Raw genomic sequence first — 15,870 nt, 5'->3', positions numbered from 1 at the left:
TACAGATCATTTAATCAACATTCTTTAATCTGTAATTACTGAATTTGAGAGAGCTTTAAAAATAGTCTGTGCAAACACTTTTAACGTTTCGCACACGAGCTCCCCCCATCAGTTGTTTAATTCATTGCGAAGTAAGTTGATGGAATTGTCCATTATTTAAAGGAGAAACAATCATGAATAAAGACCAAGTCAAAGGCGTAGCAAAAGAAATTTCTGGCAAAGCACAAGAAGGTGCCGGCAAATTAGTTGGTAGTAAAGAACAACAAGCTAAAGGTTTGTTGAAGCAGGCTGAAGGCAAAGCTGAGAAAAATATTGGCAACGCCAAAGAAGCAATTAAAGATTCACTCAAAAAGTAATTTGGATAAAACGAGTGACGTAATAAGCTAAGAAGCCAAGTTACGTTGAAGGGGGCATTGATTGAATGATCGATGCCCCTTAATTTTTTTCGTCTGGTTTTATCGAGAAACTACATATAAATCCACGTATACAACTCGCTGCAAAAAAATATAAGTAATTAGATCTTAAAGATGAAGTCGACATCTACTTAATATTGATCAGATACATATACTCCCCTCTATTTATAATAAATATCAACGATAGACCATAAAATATATGGACAATATAAATATACACACCACCAGTATATACATTAGTAACATAGAGAATAACGCTGAGGCCAAGTAAAACCCAGTGTAAAAATATAAGAACCTCAAACTATTTCTGTGTTTTTTTATCTTCAACGCGAGGCATCTTCACTCAGTTCCTCTTCATTTTTTACTCCAAATAAATTCTGCTGACTTAAGGCTTTATTCAAACTATAATATAGTCCCCTACCCTATATTTAGAGATCAAACATGGGTCATACTGTCCGCAATAAACAGAAGCTTCTTAACCGTGTACGCCGTATCCGTGGACAAATCGATGCGATTGAGCGTACTTTGCTTGAAGAAAGTAGCTGTATCACCGTACTGCAGCAGCTCACGAGTTGCAGAGGCGCGATGAACGGCTTGCTTGCTGTTGTATTGGAAGATCACATCCGCACTCATCTGGTCGATGCTGAGCCGCATGATGGCGAAGAGAGTGACGGCAAAGAACAATTGGTAGAAATCATTCACAGCTATTTTAAGTAGGCTGAAGCTTAGAGATTATTAAAAATTAGTAGAAATAATTATTAAAGGTAACGCTATGAGCAGTTTGTACGAAACACCCTTCTCGCTTGGTCATGACCATGTTTTTCTGGGTGAAAGTCACGACAAAAATGGCCGTAAAACCTGGGCTGTAATTGTGCTGTGCAGCGCCATGATGATTGCAGAGATCATCGGTGGTAGCTTATTTGGCTCTTTGGCGCTGGTAGCAGATGGCATGCACATGTCAACCCATGCAGGTGCGATGTTAATTGCGGCGCTTGCTTATACCTATGCCCGCAAACACGCGAACAATCCACGCTTTGTCTTTGGTACAGGCAAGTTAGGTGATCTGGCAGGTTTTACCAGTGCGATTATCTTAGCGATGATTGCACTATTGATTGGATATGAGGCGATTTCTCGCCTGCTGTCGCCGGTGCCAATTCATTTTGATGAGGCAATTCCCATCGCTGTCGTGGGCTTATTGGTCAATATTGTCAGTGCCTGGTTATTAAGTGGCGATCACCACGGACATAGCCATGGGCACTCTCATGGCCATACTCATGCGCAGCATGAAAAACACGAAGACAATCACGATCATGCCGAAGAAGTCCAGCAGATTAAGACCTCCGCTGGTGTTATTGCACTCTCGATTTTTGAAGATGGTATCCCACCGGTATTTCGTATCGCCTTACACAATTTAAAAGTCGCATTATTACCGCAGGATGTAACGGTAACGACGATCCGTCCTGATGGCACACGCCAAGTTTTTGGGTTTACTCAAAAATCTGATTATCTTGAATCAACGGTAGCAATTCCTGAGCCGCACGAATTTAAAGTACTTCTTGCGCTACCTAATGACGAATATAGCGCTACGTTTGAAGAACATGCGCATGGTGACGAAGATAACCACGGACATGCAGAACACGACGATCATGGTGTCGATACGCGCGACCATAATATGCGAGCAGCTTACGTACACGTCATCGCGGACGCTGCCGTATCCGTGCTAGCTATCATCGGCTTAGTTTTAGCGAAAATATATGGCTGGTTATGGATGGACCCATTGGCAGGTATTATCGGCGCTCTCGTCATCGCCAACTGGTCTTATGGCCTGATCCGTGACACTGGCGCAATTTTGATGGATGTTAGCCCAAGTGATGCGCTTGCAAATAAAGTGCGCATCGCGGTAGAAACTGCTGGTGATAAATTAGTCGATCTACATGTATGGCGTCTTGGCCCCGGGCACTTTGGTGCAGTAGTATCAGTCGTCACTAAAGTCGCAGAGCGCAACCCAGCTTTTTATCATACCGAATTAAAGCAAGTAAAAGGACTGTCACACATTACGGTTGAAGTCCATTCCGAAGCGCTTGTTGGACCAACGGCAATTTAAAATCCCAGCAGATAAAAATATAGCCGATGAGTGCCAAATCACCTTGTATTGAGGTCTGTAAGTTTGATGGTAAGACCGGATATTGCGTCGCGTGTCTGAGGACACGAGACGAATGTAAAGATTGGAAAAAAATGAAAGATAATCGACGCCATCAGATACTGCAAGACCGTCCAAGACGCGAAATTAAATTGCAAAAATAAGGTGGCTCAAACACCTTAAAAATATTTAAACTTCCATTTCAATCAACCTTAATTGATCTGAACTAATCCGAACTGATCTCAATGTATGTCATTAATATCCTTGATGATCTGATAGCACTCACAAGATACCGAGGCTAAGCCTGCTTCATCAAGAATTTTTATTTGTCCTCTGCTATAACCAATTAGATTGCGTCTTTGCAGCGCACTTGCTGCTTTGGTGACGCCGACTCTTCTTACACCGAGTGAATGAGCGATAAATTCATGGGTTAAATGAAATTCTGACGATTGTAAATGGTCCTTGGTCGTCAACAGCGATCGCGCCAGACGAGCTTCTAGCATATGGAATGTACTACAGACAGCAATTTGAGTTGTCTGCGCTAAAAACCGGTTAACGTAGTTAAATAAAATCAATTGCAATTGAGGATTTTTTTTACATTCAACGATCAGATTTTCCGAAGAAATTTTAATCGCTCTGCCCGCTTTTTGGACAACGGCCCTGGTTTGCACTTTGAAAGTCACCACCCTATTTTCAGCATTTTCTGTGCTGTCTTGAGGAGCTGGCGCAATCAAATTCGGTGACATCCCAACGACACCCTCATTACCGACCAATCCTACCTCAAGGCTGGTTCGCATATTTAATATGCCAAGAAGAGAAATCAGACAATCCTCTGGAAAATAAACGTCCTCAATCTGCTGCCCAGGTTCAAATAATACCTGTCCATATTCCAGATGAACGACATCGCAATGCTTACCCAAGTGCTCTTGTTCGTCGCTGGATAAACCAGCGAGCAAACGATTGGCCAGAGGAGTGTAAAACTTCATCTATTAGTCCTCAGTAGTGTTCGACAATTGACGGTCGGAGTATGTTTTGTAGAATACATAAGCCATCTAATACCGTATGTACGTTAACGAACAGAACAGAGAATCTATCTTAGGATTGTTATCCAGGGTCTGTTTTGAAGAGCAAATTTTTCTTACTCTGCATTGAGATTAATATTAGTATTAGCAGCTTTTAATATGGGTAGTCCATTAGCAAGCAAGGTAGCAAAAGCCTGTGCTGGAAGTGGTCGGCTAAAAAAATAACCCTGACCTTCTTCACACAAATTTTCTTTTAAAAAGTTCAGTTGAATTTGTTCCTCAACACCTTCAGCAACCACTTTTTGTTTGAGACTATTACCCATTGCAATCACCGCATTCACAATAAAACCATTATTTTTTGTGTTGTCGATATCTTGCACAAATGAGCGATCAATTTTAAGTACATCTATCGGAAAACGGTTCAGATAACTTAAGCTCGAATACCCCGTACCAAAGTCATCTACTGCCAGCTGTATCCCCATTTTTTTTAATTCTTGCAAAATACTGGTGCTGCATTCCGCATCACGCATCAAGACACTTTCAGTGATTTCCAGTTGCAGATAACGCGCCTCTAAGCCAGTATCTTTTAGAATCGCAGCGACACCCTCGACGAAATCGTGGAATCGAAATTCTACTGCAGAGATATTGACTGCAATTGAGTCAAGTTTTAGTCCTTCCTTTTGCCATTTTTTCAGTTGAGAGCAGGCTTCCTGCAACACCCAGCGACCGATCGGTACGATTAGGCCACACTCCTCAGCTATCGCGACAAAACGCCCTGGAGACACCAAGCCCCATACTGGATGCATCCAACGCAGTAACGCCTCAGCACCCGTAATTTCGTCAGTAGCCAGATTGATTTTTACCTGGTAATAAAGCAAAAATTCTTGTCTCTCAATCGCGTGCCGTAAGTTGGTTTCGATCAATTGCCTTTCAACTGCACGGATATTCATTTCGTTTTTAAAAAACTGAAAATTATTCCGGCCTTTTTCTTTGGCTTGGTACATTGCAGTGTCGGCATTTTTAATCAGCGTCTCTGCATCTTGCCCATCCGCAGGATAAACACTAATGCCAATGCTTGTTGTCACATGCAACTCATTTTTAGTAATGGCATGAGATTCTGCCATTGCAACTAATATTTTTTCAGCGGTGATAGAAGCATATTCCGCACCCTGGTCTTCCGATACCAAAATAACGAATTCATCACCGCCCTGTCGGCTCACTGTATCCGAGCCTCTTACACATGCGGACAAACGACCTGCAACCGACTGCAATAGTTTGTCGCCTGTGGAGTGACCCAAAGAATCGTTGATATGCTTAAAATTATCCAGATCCAAAAACAAGATCGCCAGATGGGTACCGCGCCGCTTTGCTAAATTAATCGCTTGGGCAATACGATCGTTAAGCAATACGCGGTTAGGCAAATTAGTAAGAAAATCATGTTGCGCCAGATGCGCCATCTTCATCGCCATCGCTCGCGCTGCCGTAATATCGTGAAACACGATCACAGCTCCTGCAATTTTCCTATTGGAATCATGGATCGGCGAGGTCGAATCCTCAATCGCAATCTCGACACCGTCGCGTCGGATCAATACAGTGTCAGGCGTCAGTACGGTGGCTTTATCTTCATGCAAAACCAGAGTCACCGGATTAGGTTTAGGCTCACGCGTTTGCCCATTGATGATGGGCATAATATCGCTGATAGGGTGACCACGTGCCTCCTCTCTGGACCAGAGCGTCATATGTTCAGCAGCGATATTCAGATAATCGACGTTACCTAACATATCTGTACCGATCACCGCATCACTAATCGAATTAAGTGTAATTTCTGCGCGCGCTTTTTCAAGATAAATATTTTCTTCTACGGCTTTACGCTGAATAATATTCCGTAAGGATTGAGGCACCAGATAACTACCAAAATGACCTTTTGTCAGGTAGCCTTGAGCGCCTTTTTGCACCGCTTCAGCCGCCATTGCCTCACAATCCTCATCGCCGTCATCACATAAGGTCAAAATGGGAATATGAGGTACAAGCGCAAACAGACGATCAAACGTAGCGGTGCCATCGCAGTCGGGCAAACTTAAATCAACCAAAATCGCGTCTGTTTTATCTTCTTTAAGATGGTCCAGTGCATCACAAAGCTGTGTGACAGTTTTTATCTCAAAGGGTCCATCACTAGCTCGCGACAAAACATCATTAAGTATTTGGGCATCGGCACGATCATTTGTGATCACTAAAATTCGATTCCCCATATCAGTCAGCTCCAACTATAAAAGGGGACGTATTAAACCAATTGAACTTATAGAGAGCATACTGATTCAAATGCATATTCATGATTGTTTTCCAGGCTCGTAGATGGTAGGAATCTTTGGTCGCCGCCGTAAAGGATGGATACCCAATTTGGTCTTAGTTTAGTTTTCTATTGCCTGTATGGGAGACATTAAACCTGCATACATTTAGTCAACTATCCTCATCTATCAGAACCTACGCATCGCCCAAACGCACGTCTGTACGATAGCGAACATAGTTAAAAATGTTGTCGTCAAAGTCGGTCTAAACTGGCCGCAAGTACAACAAATAAACCATTAAATTCGATTTTTTTAAAATCATTTATTCATGTGTGCTGTACCGCGCATAATTTTTTTATCGTTCGTGATAGCCTTTAAAAGATTTCTAATTAGAATTTTATTTCCGTATTCAGCAAGACCAAAAAATTTCACAAATCGTTAATGCAAATTTCTTACAGTCCAACCCAAAATCATCTGCTTGCAGCATTGTCTGTTGCCGAATTTGAGCGTCTGTCCGCTCACTTAGAGTTAGTCTCTTTTGAGCAGGGAGAAGCCCTGTATGAATCGGGAGCACAGCTACAATATGTGTACTTCCCTGTCTCATGTATCGTATCGCTGCTCTATGTCCTGGAAAATGGCGAGTCAGCCGAAGTTGCCGTGGTCGGCAAAGAAGGCATCGTTGGAATATCGTTATTCATGGGTGGGGACACGACACCGGATCGGGCTACGGCACAAAGCAGTGGTTTTGCCTATCGCTTAAAAGGTCAAATACTGAAGGAAGAATTTGATCGTGCCGGGCCGTTATTGAGACTGCTTTTGCGCTACACCCAGGCACTGATTATACAAATGACACAGACATCGGTATGCCACCGGCATCACTCTGTGGAGCAGCAGTTATGTCGCTGGTTACTGCTCAGTCTGGACAGGACATCAACCAACCAACTCACCATGACCCAGCAAATGATAGCGAATATGCTCGGTCTGCGAAGAGAAAGAGTCGCCGAGGCAGCCGGCAATCTGCAACGTAATGGCATCATTCAATACAGCCGTGGCAGTATTGACGTACTAAACCGCCCTGCTTTGGAGGGAGCAGCTTGTGAATGTTATTCCGTAATTACACAAGAATTTGATCGTCTGATGACCGATATACCGCGCTTAGATCCAGTTGCAGCCTAAGTCATTTGCGACTGATTATCTGTTTGAAATCGTAAGAGCAGGACTTAAGCAAAATTGTCCCAGCGGTGTAGTATCAACTAGTCGTATTAAAGTACCGCCTTCGTTGCTACTTCTTGCCGGGACAATTCTGCCTAAGTTCTAAAAAAATAATATCAGCGATTTTTCGTCGTCGCTGTTCAGCGTTGTTTGCTCGCCGTGCTCCAAATCTAAACCTGCGTCCAGTTAATTAAGCCGTAACCTTAACCAGGTATCAAATCTCTGATCACCGACCTTCAGTGTCTTTTAGCAAGCGTTGAATAAAAAGCGGGTAGAGTTGATTATCTTTTTAGTTCGACTTTTACCCCATTACAGAATAAATCATTCATAGTCTGGCTGAGGCTAAGAATTGGGGAAATATGCTCGCATCATCGGCTCTAAATTTTCACCTTTTTGTCTAAAATTTCTTCCAAAGCAGCTACTATTTGACATATGTTTGATAACGCACATACAAAGCGTCACCTAATTGGTATTCTGCAAATAGATAATCCAGTCTAAATAATCCATGTGATCTTGAAACGATGATTGCAGCACTCTACTTATCCCATGTCAACATCCGATAGTCCAATGCAAAATCTTCTGCTCGCAGCTTTACCTCGAGCCGAATTTGACCGTTTGTCTGTGCATTTAGAATTAGTCAAAATGTCTTTGGGCGAAGTACTGTACGAGGCAGGTGGATTACTCAAGTATGTCTATTTTCCGACCACCTCTATCATTTCTATGTTGTACGTTTTAGAAAATGGCGCATCGGCAGAGATAGCAATTGTCGGCAACGAAGGCATACTAGGCATTTCTCTCTTCATGGGTGGTGAGACGACCCCCAGTCGCGCTGTGGTACAAAGCCAAGGCTATAGTTACCGGCTTAAATCAGAACATCTGAAGGATGAGTTTAATCGTGCCGGTCCAGTGCTGCGCCTATTACTGCGTTATACCCAGGCATTGATCACACAAATGACACAAACAGCGGTATGCAACCGCCATCATTCTATTGAGCAGCAATTGTGTCGGTGGTTATTGTTAAGTCTGGATCGCTTACCATCAGATAATTTAAAAATGACGCAAGAACTAATCGCTAATATGCTGGGTGTAAGACGTGAAGGCGTAACCGAGGCCGCGGGTAAACTACAAAAAATGGGATTAATCAAATACACTCGTGGCAACATCGAAGTTATTGATCGTCCTCGCTTAGAAAAAACCGTTTGCGAATGTTATGCCGTCGTTAAAGCAGAATTTGACAGGTTACTCAAAGATATTCCACAAGGTGATCCTAAGCATATATTGGGAGCCTCCGACAGAAGGAGTAATCCTAAACGGTCCGATAAAGTAGATACCAACAACCGGCAAAACGACAACTAAAACTACAAGCAAAACCCGCAAGCAGATTAAATTAGTTAAGTAACTACATGGTAATAATCACCTTCAACGCCTGAGTCTCTGCCGCATGCTGAAAAGTATCATAGGCTTTCATGATGTCGTTGAGTTTGAACCGATGGGTAATCAATAATTTGGGGTCGATCTTTTTTGACTGCACTACGTTCATCAACATTGGCGTACTAACCGTATCAACCAGTCGCGTGGTGATGGTGATGTTCCGATCCCAGAGATTTTCCAGAAATAAATCCACCTTAGTGCCATGCACGCCCACATTGGCGATGGTGCCACCTGCTGCGATTATTTTTTCGCATAGTTCAAATGTGGCAGGAATACCGACGGCTTCTATCGCGGTATCCGCCCCGCGCTGATCGGTTATCTGCATCAGGGATTCGACCGCTTTGCCATTCTTGCTGTTAATCGTATCGGTCGCACCAAACCGTTTTGCCACTTCCAGACGATGATCGTCCAGATCAATCATGATGATTTTTGCGGGAGAATAAAATTGTGCTGTCAGCAAAGCAGCTAGCCCGATGGGACCAGAGCCGACAATCGCGACGATTGATCCGGGGGCGACTTTGCCATTGAGGACGCCGCATTCAAACCCGGTTGGCAAAATATCGCTGAGCATCACTAAAGCTTCTTCATCTGCGCCAGCCGGTATTGGGTAGAGACTGGTGTCTGCATGCGGAATACGCACATATTCTGCCTGCGTTCCATCGATCTTATTCCCTAAAATCCAGCCGCCTGTTGTGCAATGCGAATACATACCACGACGGCAGTATTCACATTTACCACAAGAGGATATACATGAAATCAAGACATGATCGCCAACCCGAAAAGCGGTAACACCTGCGCCGACACTATCGATTACGCCTACGCCCTCGTGCCCGAGAATGCGTCCCGGTGTGCAGCTTGCTACATCGCCTTTGAGAATATGTAAATCAGTACCGCAGATAGTCGTCTTTAGCATCTTGACGATGGCATCACCGGCCACTTGTATGACCGGTCTAGGTCGATCCTCAAGCGCCTTCAGTCCTGAACCACGATATACAAATGCTTTCATCATCTTCCCCTATTGTTCTTACTATATGGACTGCAATAGAGGTGACAATGCGCTGTTGGTATCGGATATGTCTGTTCGGTGTCTAACTTATGGAATCGCTTGATTTATGTGTCTTTTTTATGTGTCTTTTTTATGTATCTATTTAAAAAGCAGTCAGCTGTGAAGGAAAATAATTTCACACCATATTTTCTGGTCGTACCCACTCGTCAAATTGTTCTGGCGTCACATAAGCCAGTGCCAACGCCGCCTCCCGCAAAGAGCTGCCGTTAGCATGGGCGTGCTTGGCGATTTCTGCCGAGCGGTCGTAGCCTATGTGAGGATTTAGCGCCGTTACCAGCATCAAGGAGTTGCCCAGCAGTTCGGCGATGCGTATGCGGTCTGGCTCCATGCCGCGTGCGCAATGCAGATCAAGACTCATCATGGCATCGGTCAGCAAGCGTACGCTTTGTAAAAAGTTGTGCGCGATCATGGGTTTAAATACATTCAACTCAAAATTACCCGATGCACCACCAATGCTTAAGGCGACATCATTGCCCATCACCTGACAGCAAACCATCGTCACGGCTTCGCATTGGGTTGGATTGACTTTGCCTGGCATGATAGAGCTGCCCGGCTCATTTTCCGGGATATGTAGTTCGCCCAAACCACAACGCGGGCCAGATGCTAACCAGCGTATGTCATTGGCGATTTTCATCAAAGCGACCGCCAGGGTTTTGAGTGCGCCATGCGCGCTGACCAAGGCATCATGGGATGCGAGCGCGGCAAAGCGATTGCTGGCACAACGGAATCCCTGTCCGGTTTCGGCCCCCAATTCTGTCGCAACGCGATCGCCAAATTCTGGATGGGTATTCAAACCAGTGCCCACCGCGGTACCGCCAACCGCCAGATCAACTAGCGAACTTAAACTATTGGTAATTACCTGATCTGCGTGATCTAACTGCGCCACCCAGCCCGACATTTCTTGTCCTAAAGTGAGTGGCGTTGCGTCTTGCAAATGGGTGCGACCGATTTTGACGATATCTACAAATGCCACCGCCTTGTTATGTAAAGAGGTACGCAAATTACCCAGCACAGGTAGTAAATCATGAACAATGCTCAGGCTCGCTGCCACATGCATGGCTGTCGGAAAAATATCATTCGATGATTGTCCCAGGTTGACATGGTCGTTAGGGTGAACCAGACGCGCGGTACCACGGCTGCCGCCCAAGATTTCAGAAGCTCGATTCGCCAGCACCTCATTCATATTCATATTGGTTTGGGTACCCGATCCGGTCTGCCATATCGATAAGGGAAAAGCATCAGGATGCATACCTGCCAGCACCTCGTCCGCAGCCCGGATAATCGCCGACGCCAAGCTAGCATCTAGCAAACCCAGATCGTCATTGACCACCGCGCAGCTACGCTTAACACGCGCCAAAGCCATTAGTAAGGCAGTCGGCATACGCTCGGTAGAGATCGCAAAGTGATGCAGCGAGCGCTGTGTCTGTGCGCCCCACAAAGCATCAGCAGGGACTTCAATATCGCCGAATGAATCGTGTTCTATTCTTATTTCTTCGTTCATGGTCTTGTCCTTTTTTATCTACTCTTGATCTGCTTGCCTCTGGTATCCAGAGTCTAGTATAGGCAATTACATCAATATTTCTATCGGCATTCAATCAGCAGTCATGTGGATAGTTTTACGGCGGCGGATTGAGCATATCCGCTCTTACACTCGTAACACTCTTTTACGACTTTTTATTGGCATTTTTTTGCGCCAACTTCCATGATGCAACTATGTAGCAATGATCAGGTAATGTATCAGCCAATACATCAGCTAACACCGGTTTGAAAAAAAGCAAATTGCCTTAGCTAATCAAGTAACTATAATAATTATTCGTCCTCACCCTTTATTTGGAGTCCTCTATGTACTTTGCGAGCTGGTCAACTAAATTAGTACGACAGTTGCTAACGACCAGTTTAAGCCTGGCCTTCAGTATTCCTGCCGCTGCGGCTACAGCTAGCTCAGTGACGACCGATATGCTGCCCACCAAGAGCGACGTCGGTGTCATCCCCAATACCGAGGACGCCGCACTGCATGTGCTTAACCGTCTAGGCTACGGACCCAAACCAGGCGACATCAATAAAGTCCTGCAAACGGGGGTAAAAAATTACATTCAAACCCAGCTTCATCCAGAAACGATTCCCCTGCCTGACACATTGGTCAGACGACTAGACTCCTTAAGCACAGAAGAAAGCACTACCGGCCAAATGCTGGGCGACTACCTGATGGCACGTAAAGAAGTAAAGGAAGCTAAGACCGACAAAGACGGTAAGGAGAATGCGGACAATAAAGACGACAAGCAAAAAGGCCGTGAGATCTTGGTCCGTATGGCAGAAAATACCGCAGAATCCCGATTGGCACGCGCTATAGAAAGCCCACGACAACTAGAAGAAGTAATGGTCGATTTCTGGTTTAATCACTTCAATATTTTCGCTGGCAAGGGTTTAGATCGCGCACTCATCCTCAGCTATGAGCGCGATGCAATTCGCCCCAACGTATTTGGTAATTTCCGCACTTTATTAGGTGCAACTGCTAAGCATCCGGCGATGTTATTTTATTTAGATAACTGGATGTCAACCTCGGCTGACTACCAGCCTCGCCGTGGCCGAGGTGGCAAATTCGGCCAGCTTAGTCCGGCTAAAAATAAGCCCACAGGTTTGAATGAAAACTATGCCCGCGAGTTAATGGAGCTACATACTTTGGGTGTGGACAGCGGGTATAGCCAGAAAGATGTAACAGAATTAGCGCGCATGCTCACTGGATGGACTTTTAACCAACGTGATTTAGTCCGCAGCGGCGTCCAGTTCACCTTTAACGCTGATGCGCACGACAACGGCCACAAAGTATGGATGGGAAAAGACATCAATCCACGCGGTCAGCAAGAAGGCGAATTCGCGCTCGACATCCTGGCGATGCACCCAAACACCGCGCATCACATCGCGTTTGAACTGGCACAATATTTTGTCAGCGACAATCCGCCAGAGGCCTTAGTCAACAGAATGGCACAACGCTATTTAGACACCAGAGGAGAAATTCGCCCTGTGCTGGAAGTCTTATTTTATAGCCCAGAGTTTTTCGATAAAACTGCCATCGGCAATAAGTTTAAAACACCGTACCAGTTTGTCTTGTCCTCCGCCCGTGCCAGCGCATTGCCGATCAATAATATCCGTCCTCTGTTAGGCGTTTTATCGCAATTAGGGATGCCTTTATATGGCAGCGTAACGCCCGATGGCTATAAAAATACTGAGGCAGCGTGGCTCAATCCCGATGCCATTACCCGCAGAATTAATTTTGCGACAGCCTTAGCATCTGGACGTTTACCGCTGGATAAAAAGCTGGATGAGACTAACCAGACGATGGGCAAAAAGCAATTAGAGAAACAAGCCGACGGCAATCAGAAAAATCGCCCCGACCTGCAAGCCTTGGATGCAAACGCTTTATTGGCGACCTTAGGTAGTTCAATCTCGGCACCGACGCGTGAGCTGATTAATGGCAATAAAGAGCAATTACGCGGTGCGTTGGTGTTGGGTAGTCCTGATTTTATGCATCATTAATTCAGATCATCTGTTTGGATAAGCTAATTAAAAATCAGCGAGACTGTTTCAAGTACAGCATAAGTTTAGTGAGTCATTGACATTATCTTTAATCGACCACCCTCACCCTGACCTCTCTCGAAAGCGGGAGAGGAGTTTGTTGTACGGTATGCGCGCTGTACGACATTAAGGAGATACTGGATTGCAGCCTGCGCTGGAATGACAAACGATAATTTTTGTAGTGATTATCTGGATGATTAAGCATACTCCCAACATGTATATTTTAATCGTCCATACAATATTTGGACAATACGGCAATTTAAGTAAAAATAATGGGGAGTATATGCTTATATAGACGTGCATTCATCTATCAACATATCTCCCTACCCATTTAATCCGTACTGAATCTGTACCGAAGCACCACTGAGCCGTTTGCGAAAAAACTGAAGGAAATTCCATGTTACGTCGACACTTTTTAAAAACACTGGCGCTATCGTCGGGCATTATGTTGCCGCTGTCACGTAGCGCTTTTGCGCTGCAATCGTCGGACGGTGATGTCGCCCAGAAAAAGCTGATTGTGATTATGTTGCGCGGTGCAGTGGATGGTTTAAACGTGGTGGCGCCAGTGGGTGATGCCAACTACCGCCGCTTACGCCCGAGTATAGGATTGGCTAAACCGGGAACAGAATTTGGCGCGATCAATCTGGACGGTTATTTTGGACTGAATCCCGCCTTGGCAGATTTGACGGATTTATGGAATGAGAAAAAACTCGCCTTCGTCCATTCCAGCGGATCACCGGACACGACGCGTTCGCACTTTGATGCGCAAGACTATTTAGAGACGGGCACACCTGGTAGAAAAAGCACACAAGATGGCTGGATGAATCGCCTCTTGTCTACTTTGCCTGGTGATAAATACCCTACCCGCTCGCTCGCCATTGGTCCGGTAATGCCGCGGATTTTAAGCGGCAATGCCGTAGTCACCAATATCGCCAACGGTGCCGCAGGCAGCAAAGCGACCTTGCTGGACAATCCGGCTATTGGCAACGCGTTTGACAAAATGTACCAAGGCAAAGCGGTCTATTCGCAGCAATATCAGGACGCCAAATCTGCGCATAAGGACATCATGACGGCATCGATGGAAAAAATGGACAAAGTAGAGATGGCGGCCAGCAATGGCGCCCCGCTACCGAATGGATTCCCCGGTGACGCCTCGCGCCTCGCTACATTAATGAAGAATGATCCAAAAATCCAGATGGCATTTTTTGCCTTAGGTGGCTGGGATACGCATGTTAATCAAGGTTCTGATAAAGGCAAACTGGCAAACTTGCTGAGTCCTTTAGGAAAAGGATTAGCTACGCTATCCAAACAACTGGGCCCTTTATTTGACGACACTACGATCGTAGTGATGTCAGAATTTGGCCGCACCGCGCATGAAAATGGCACCGGCGGTACAGATCACGGACATGGCAATGTGATGTGGGTATTAGGCGGCAAAGTCGCTGGAGGCAAAGTCCACGGACGCTGGAGCGGCTTGGATGAAAACAGTTTGTACGAAGGCCGCGATCTGGCAATTACAACGGACTTTCGTAGCGTCTTGTCGCAAGTTGCAGAACGCCATCTGCAACTCAGCGACAAACAACTTGCTACGGTCTTCCCCTTAATGCCACGTGTTGATGGAGGTTTGGCCTTGTTTACCTCCTAAGTTGTAGCGTAAGTTGTAGTCTAAGTTAAAGCGTAAATTAAAACGTAAACCAAGCTCGCACACTTATTTTTTGCTGACGACCAATACCGTAAACATATTATTCATTATCGTTGGCAAATAAATCGTATTGGACGAATGGTCCATCGCCATGGTTCTGGCACCTTTGTTGGTCGGTACATTGGCTACTACGGAATAGTGATTTGCGTCATCCTGATGGATCACCGTTAGCGTTCCGGTTCCGCCGCCATTGGATGTAAATATGGTCGCTGTTTCTGCATCAAAGATCGCGGCGTCCGGGTGTTCTCCAATCGCTACATCGACTACGCGCTTACCTGTCTTGGCATCGGTCACTGCCATGATTTTATTTTGGCAGGTTGAGAATAAACGTGCATTCACAGTATCAATCGCCATGCCAGTCGGTTCTTCACAACCACTTAATGGCCATTTAGAGACTAGCGTATTAGACGCCACATCAATCACATTAATACCCGCGTTATCTTCAATATTAAGATAAATTTTTCCTGCTCCATCACTCACTGCAAACTCTGGCTTGCCCGTGACTTTGATGCTGGCAATCTCTGTCAGCTTGATTGCATCAATCACGCTAACGTCTTTACTCTTTCCGTTAAAAGTAAATAATTTATGTGACGCAGGTTCGTAAAAAATAGCATCTGGATTGATGCCCGATAACTTAATTTCTGCTTTTGTCTGCATGGTGTCCAGATCAAACACGGTAACGCTATTGCTCGCACCATTACTCGTAAATCCTAACTTCAGGTCTTGCGCAAATGCGATGCCGTGGACACCTTTGGTATTGGCAATATTAGCGACTTGCTGCCCAGAGGGAAGATCAAGTACCTGTACATGATCACCACGACTAAGGTACAGCCGATGTCGCACGCTATCGATATCGGCATAGTCCCATTTAGTCGGAGCACCCAAAGAAAACTGCTGTTGCAGAGCGTAGCTAGACAAGCCAGCTGGCGCGGCTATTGCAGAATTAAGTATAAGTGCGGCAGCAGAACTGAAGATAGTTACAGCGACTAAGGAAGTTTTAGTGATCATGATTTTAAGAGGTGATTT

General features: G+C 45.2%; 13 protein-coding genes. 8 read left to right on the top strand and 5 right to left on the bottom strand.

Translation table 11 applies throughout. The annotated features are described in order from the left end of the window. The first annotated feature begins 173 nt into the window (after positions 1-173). From AAKU64_RS07275 to AAKU64_RS07260, 4 genes are all read left to right on the top strand, one after another. Positions 174-356 carry a CsbD family protein gene (locus AAKU64_RS07275; protein WP_354332058.1) on the top strand — a complete coding sequence of 61 codons (183 nt, stop codon included), beginning with the start codon at positions 174-176 and terminating at the stop codon, positions 354-356. Positions 357-854: 498 nt separating this feature from the next. After that, positions 855-1,130, top strand: a complete 276-nt coding sequence (locus tag AAKU64_RS07270; protein ID WP_322118451.1) for a metal/formaldehyde-sensitive transcriptional repressor — start codon at positions 855-857, stop codon at positions 1,128-1,130. Between the two features lie 55 nt (positions 1,131-1,185). Further along, entirely contained in the window at positions 1,186-2,517 is a 1,332-nt protein-coding gene (dmeF, locus tag AAKU64_RS07265; protein ID WP_354332061.1) for a CDF family Co(II)/Ni(II) efflux transporter DmeF, read from the top strand. A gap of 26 nt (positions 2,518-2,543) precedes the next feature. Further along, complete coding sequence (locus tag AAKU64_RS07260) at positions 2,544-2,717, top strand: DUF1289 domain-containing protein (RefSeq protein WP_354332063.1); 174 nt, start codon at positions 2,544-2,546, stop codon at positions 2,715-2,717. Between the two features lie 78 nt (positions 2,718-2,795). Here AAKU64_RS07260 and AAKU64_RS07255 read toward each other — a convergent pair whose 3' ends face one another. Both AAKU64_RS07255 and AAKU64_RS07250 read right to left on the bottom strand, forming a co-directional pair. After that, positions 2,796-3,539 carry a Crp/Fnr family transcriptional regulator gene (locus AAKU64_RS07255; protein ID WP_354361944.1) on the bottom strand — a complete coding sequence of 248 codons (744 nt, stop codon included), beginning with the start codon at positions 3,537-3,539 and terminating at the stop codon, positions 2,796-2,798. 152 nt (positions 3,540-3,691) lie between these two features. Then, positions 3,692-5,824 carry a GGDEF/EAL domain-containing response regulator gene (locus AAKU64_RS07250; protein WP_354361943.1) on the bottom strand — a complete coding sequence of 711 codons (2,133 nt, stop codon included), beginning with the start codon at positions 5,822-5,824 and terminating at the stop codon, positions 3,692-3,694. A 477-nt stretch (positions 5,825-6,301) separates the two neighbouring features. Between AAKU64_RS07250 and AAKU64_RS07245 the strand changes: the two genes are divergently transcribed. Next, positions 6,302-7,036: a Crp/Fnr family transcriptional regulator gene (locus AAKU64_RS07245; RefSeq protein ID WP_354361942.1), complete on the top strand. Its 735-nt coding sequence runs from the start codon at positions 6,302-6,304 to the stop codon at positions 7,034-7,036. A 582-nt stretch (positions 7,037-7,618) separates the two neighbouring features. Then, positions 7,619-8,428 (top strand): Crp/Fnr family transcriptional regulator, encoded by an 810-nt coding sequence (locus AAKU64_RS07240; protein WP_354361941.1) that lies wholly within the window; start codon positions 7,619-7,621, stop codon positions 8,426-8,428. A 43-nt stretch (positions 8,429-8,471) separates the two neighbouring features. On the opposite strand, the gene AAKU64_RS07235 is transcribed toward AAKU64_RS07240, so the two are convergent. Beyond that, complete coding sequence (locus AAKU64_RS07235; protein WP_354361940.1) at positions 8,472-9,509, bottom strand: zinc-dependent alcohol dehydrogenase family protein; 1,038 nt, start codon at positions 9,507-9,509, stop codon at positions 8,472-8,474. A 175-nt stretch (positions 9,510-9,684) separates the two neighbouring features. After that, positions 9,685-11,070, bottom strand: a complete 1,386-nt coding sequence (fumC, locus tag AAKU64_RS07230; RefSeq protein ID WP_354361939.1) for a class II fumarate hydratase — start codon at positions 11,068-11,070, stop codon at positions 9,685-9,687. A 341-nt stretch (positions 11,071-11,411) separates the two neighbouring features. Between fumC and AAKU64_RS07225 the strand changes: the two genes are divergently transcribed. Together AAKU64_RS07225 and AAKU64_RS07220 are read left to right on the top strand one after the other, a co-directional pair. Then, positions 11,412-13,103, top strand: a complete 1,692-nt coding sequence (locus AAKU64_RS07225; protein ID WP_354361938.1) for a DUF1800 domain-containing protein — start codon at positions 11,412-11,414, stop codon at positions 13,101-13,103. Between the two features lie 436 nt (positions 13,104-13,539). Next, on the top strand, positions 13,540-14,787 hold the full coding sequence (locus AAKU64_RS07220) for a DUF1501 domain-containing protein (protein ID WP_354361937.1): 1,248 nt from the start codon (positions 13,540-13,542) through the stop codon (positions 14,785-14,787). A 63-nt stretch (positions 14,788-14,850) separates the two neighbouring features. On the opposite strand, the gene AAKU64_RS07215 is transcribed toward AAKU64_RS07220, so the two are convergent. Continuing rightward, complete coding sequence (locus AAKU64_RS07215) at positions 14,851-15,852, bottom strand: YncE family protein (RefSeq protein WP_354361936.1); 1,002 nt, start codon at positions 15,850-15,852, stop codon at positions 14,851-14,853. Positions 15,853-15,870: the final 18 nt, after the last annotated feature.

Source organism: Undibacterium sp. GrIS 1.8 (genome assembly GCF_040544445.1).
Lineage (GTDB): Bacteria > Pseudomonadota > Gammaproteobacteria > Burkholderiales > Burkholderiaceae_D > Undibacterium.
Note: the sequence above shows the minus strand (reverse complement) of the source record. Positions and strands in the feature narration are given on the sequence as shown.

Coding starts and splice junctions, on each gene's coding strand:
- AAKU64_RS07275 (WP_354332058.1), top strand. CDS start 174: ATGAATAAAGACCAAGTCAAAGGCGTAGCAAAAGAAATTTCTGGCAAA.
- AAKU64_RS07270 (WP_322118451.1), top strand. CDS start 855: ATGGGTCATACTGTCCGCAATAAACAGAAGCTTCTTAACCGTGTACGC.
- dmeF (WP_354332061.1), top strand. CDS start 1,186: ATGAGCAGTTTGTACGAAACACCCTTCTCGCTTGGTCATGACCATGTT.
- AAKU64_RS07260 (WP_354332063.1), top strand. CDS start 2,544: ATGAGTGCCAAATCACCTTGTATTGAGGTCTGTAAGTTTGATGGTAAG.
- AAKU64_RS07255 (WP_354361944.1), bottom strand. CDS start 3,539: ATGAAGTTTTACACTCCTCTGGCCAATCGTTTGCTCGCTGGTTTATCC.
- AAKU64_RS07250 (WP_354361943.1), bottom strand. CDS start 5,824: ATGGGGAATCGAATTTTAGTGATCACAAATGATCGTGCCGATGCCCAA.
- AAKU64_RS07245 (WP_354361942.1), top strand. CDS start 6,302: ATGCAAATTTCTTACAGTCCAACCCAAAATCATCTGCTTGCAGCATTG.
- AAKU64_RS07240 (WP_354361941.1), top strand. CDS start 7,619: ATGTCAACATCCGATAGTCCAATGCAAAATCTTCTGCTCGCAGCTTTA.
- AAKU64_RS07235 (WP_354361940.1), bottom strand. CDS start 9,509: ATGAAAGCATTTGTATATCGTGGTTCAGGACTGAAGGCGCTTGAGGAT.
- fumC (WP_354361939.1), bottom strand. CDS start 11,070: ATGAACGAAGAAATAAGAATAGAACACGATTCATTCGGCGATATTGAA.
- AAKU64_RS07225 (WP_354361938.1), top strand. CDS start 11,412: ATGTACTTTGCGAGCTGGTCAACTAAATTAGTACGACAGTTGCTAACG.
- AAKU64_RS07220 (WP_354361937.1), top strand. CDS start 13,540: ATGTTACGTCGACACTTTTTAAAAACACTGGCGCTATCGTCGGGCATT.
- AAKU64_RS07215 (WP_354361936.1), bottom strand. CDS start 15,852: ATGATCACTAAAACTTCCTTAGTCGCTGTAACTATCTTCAGTTCTGCT.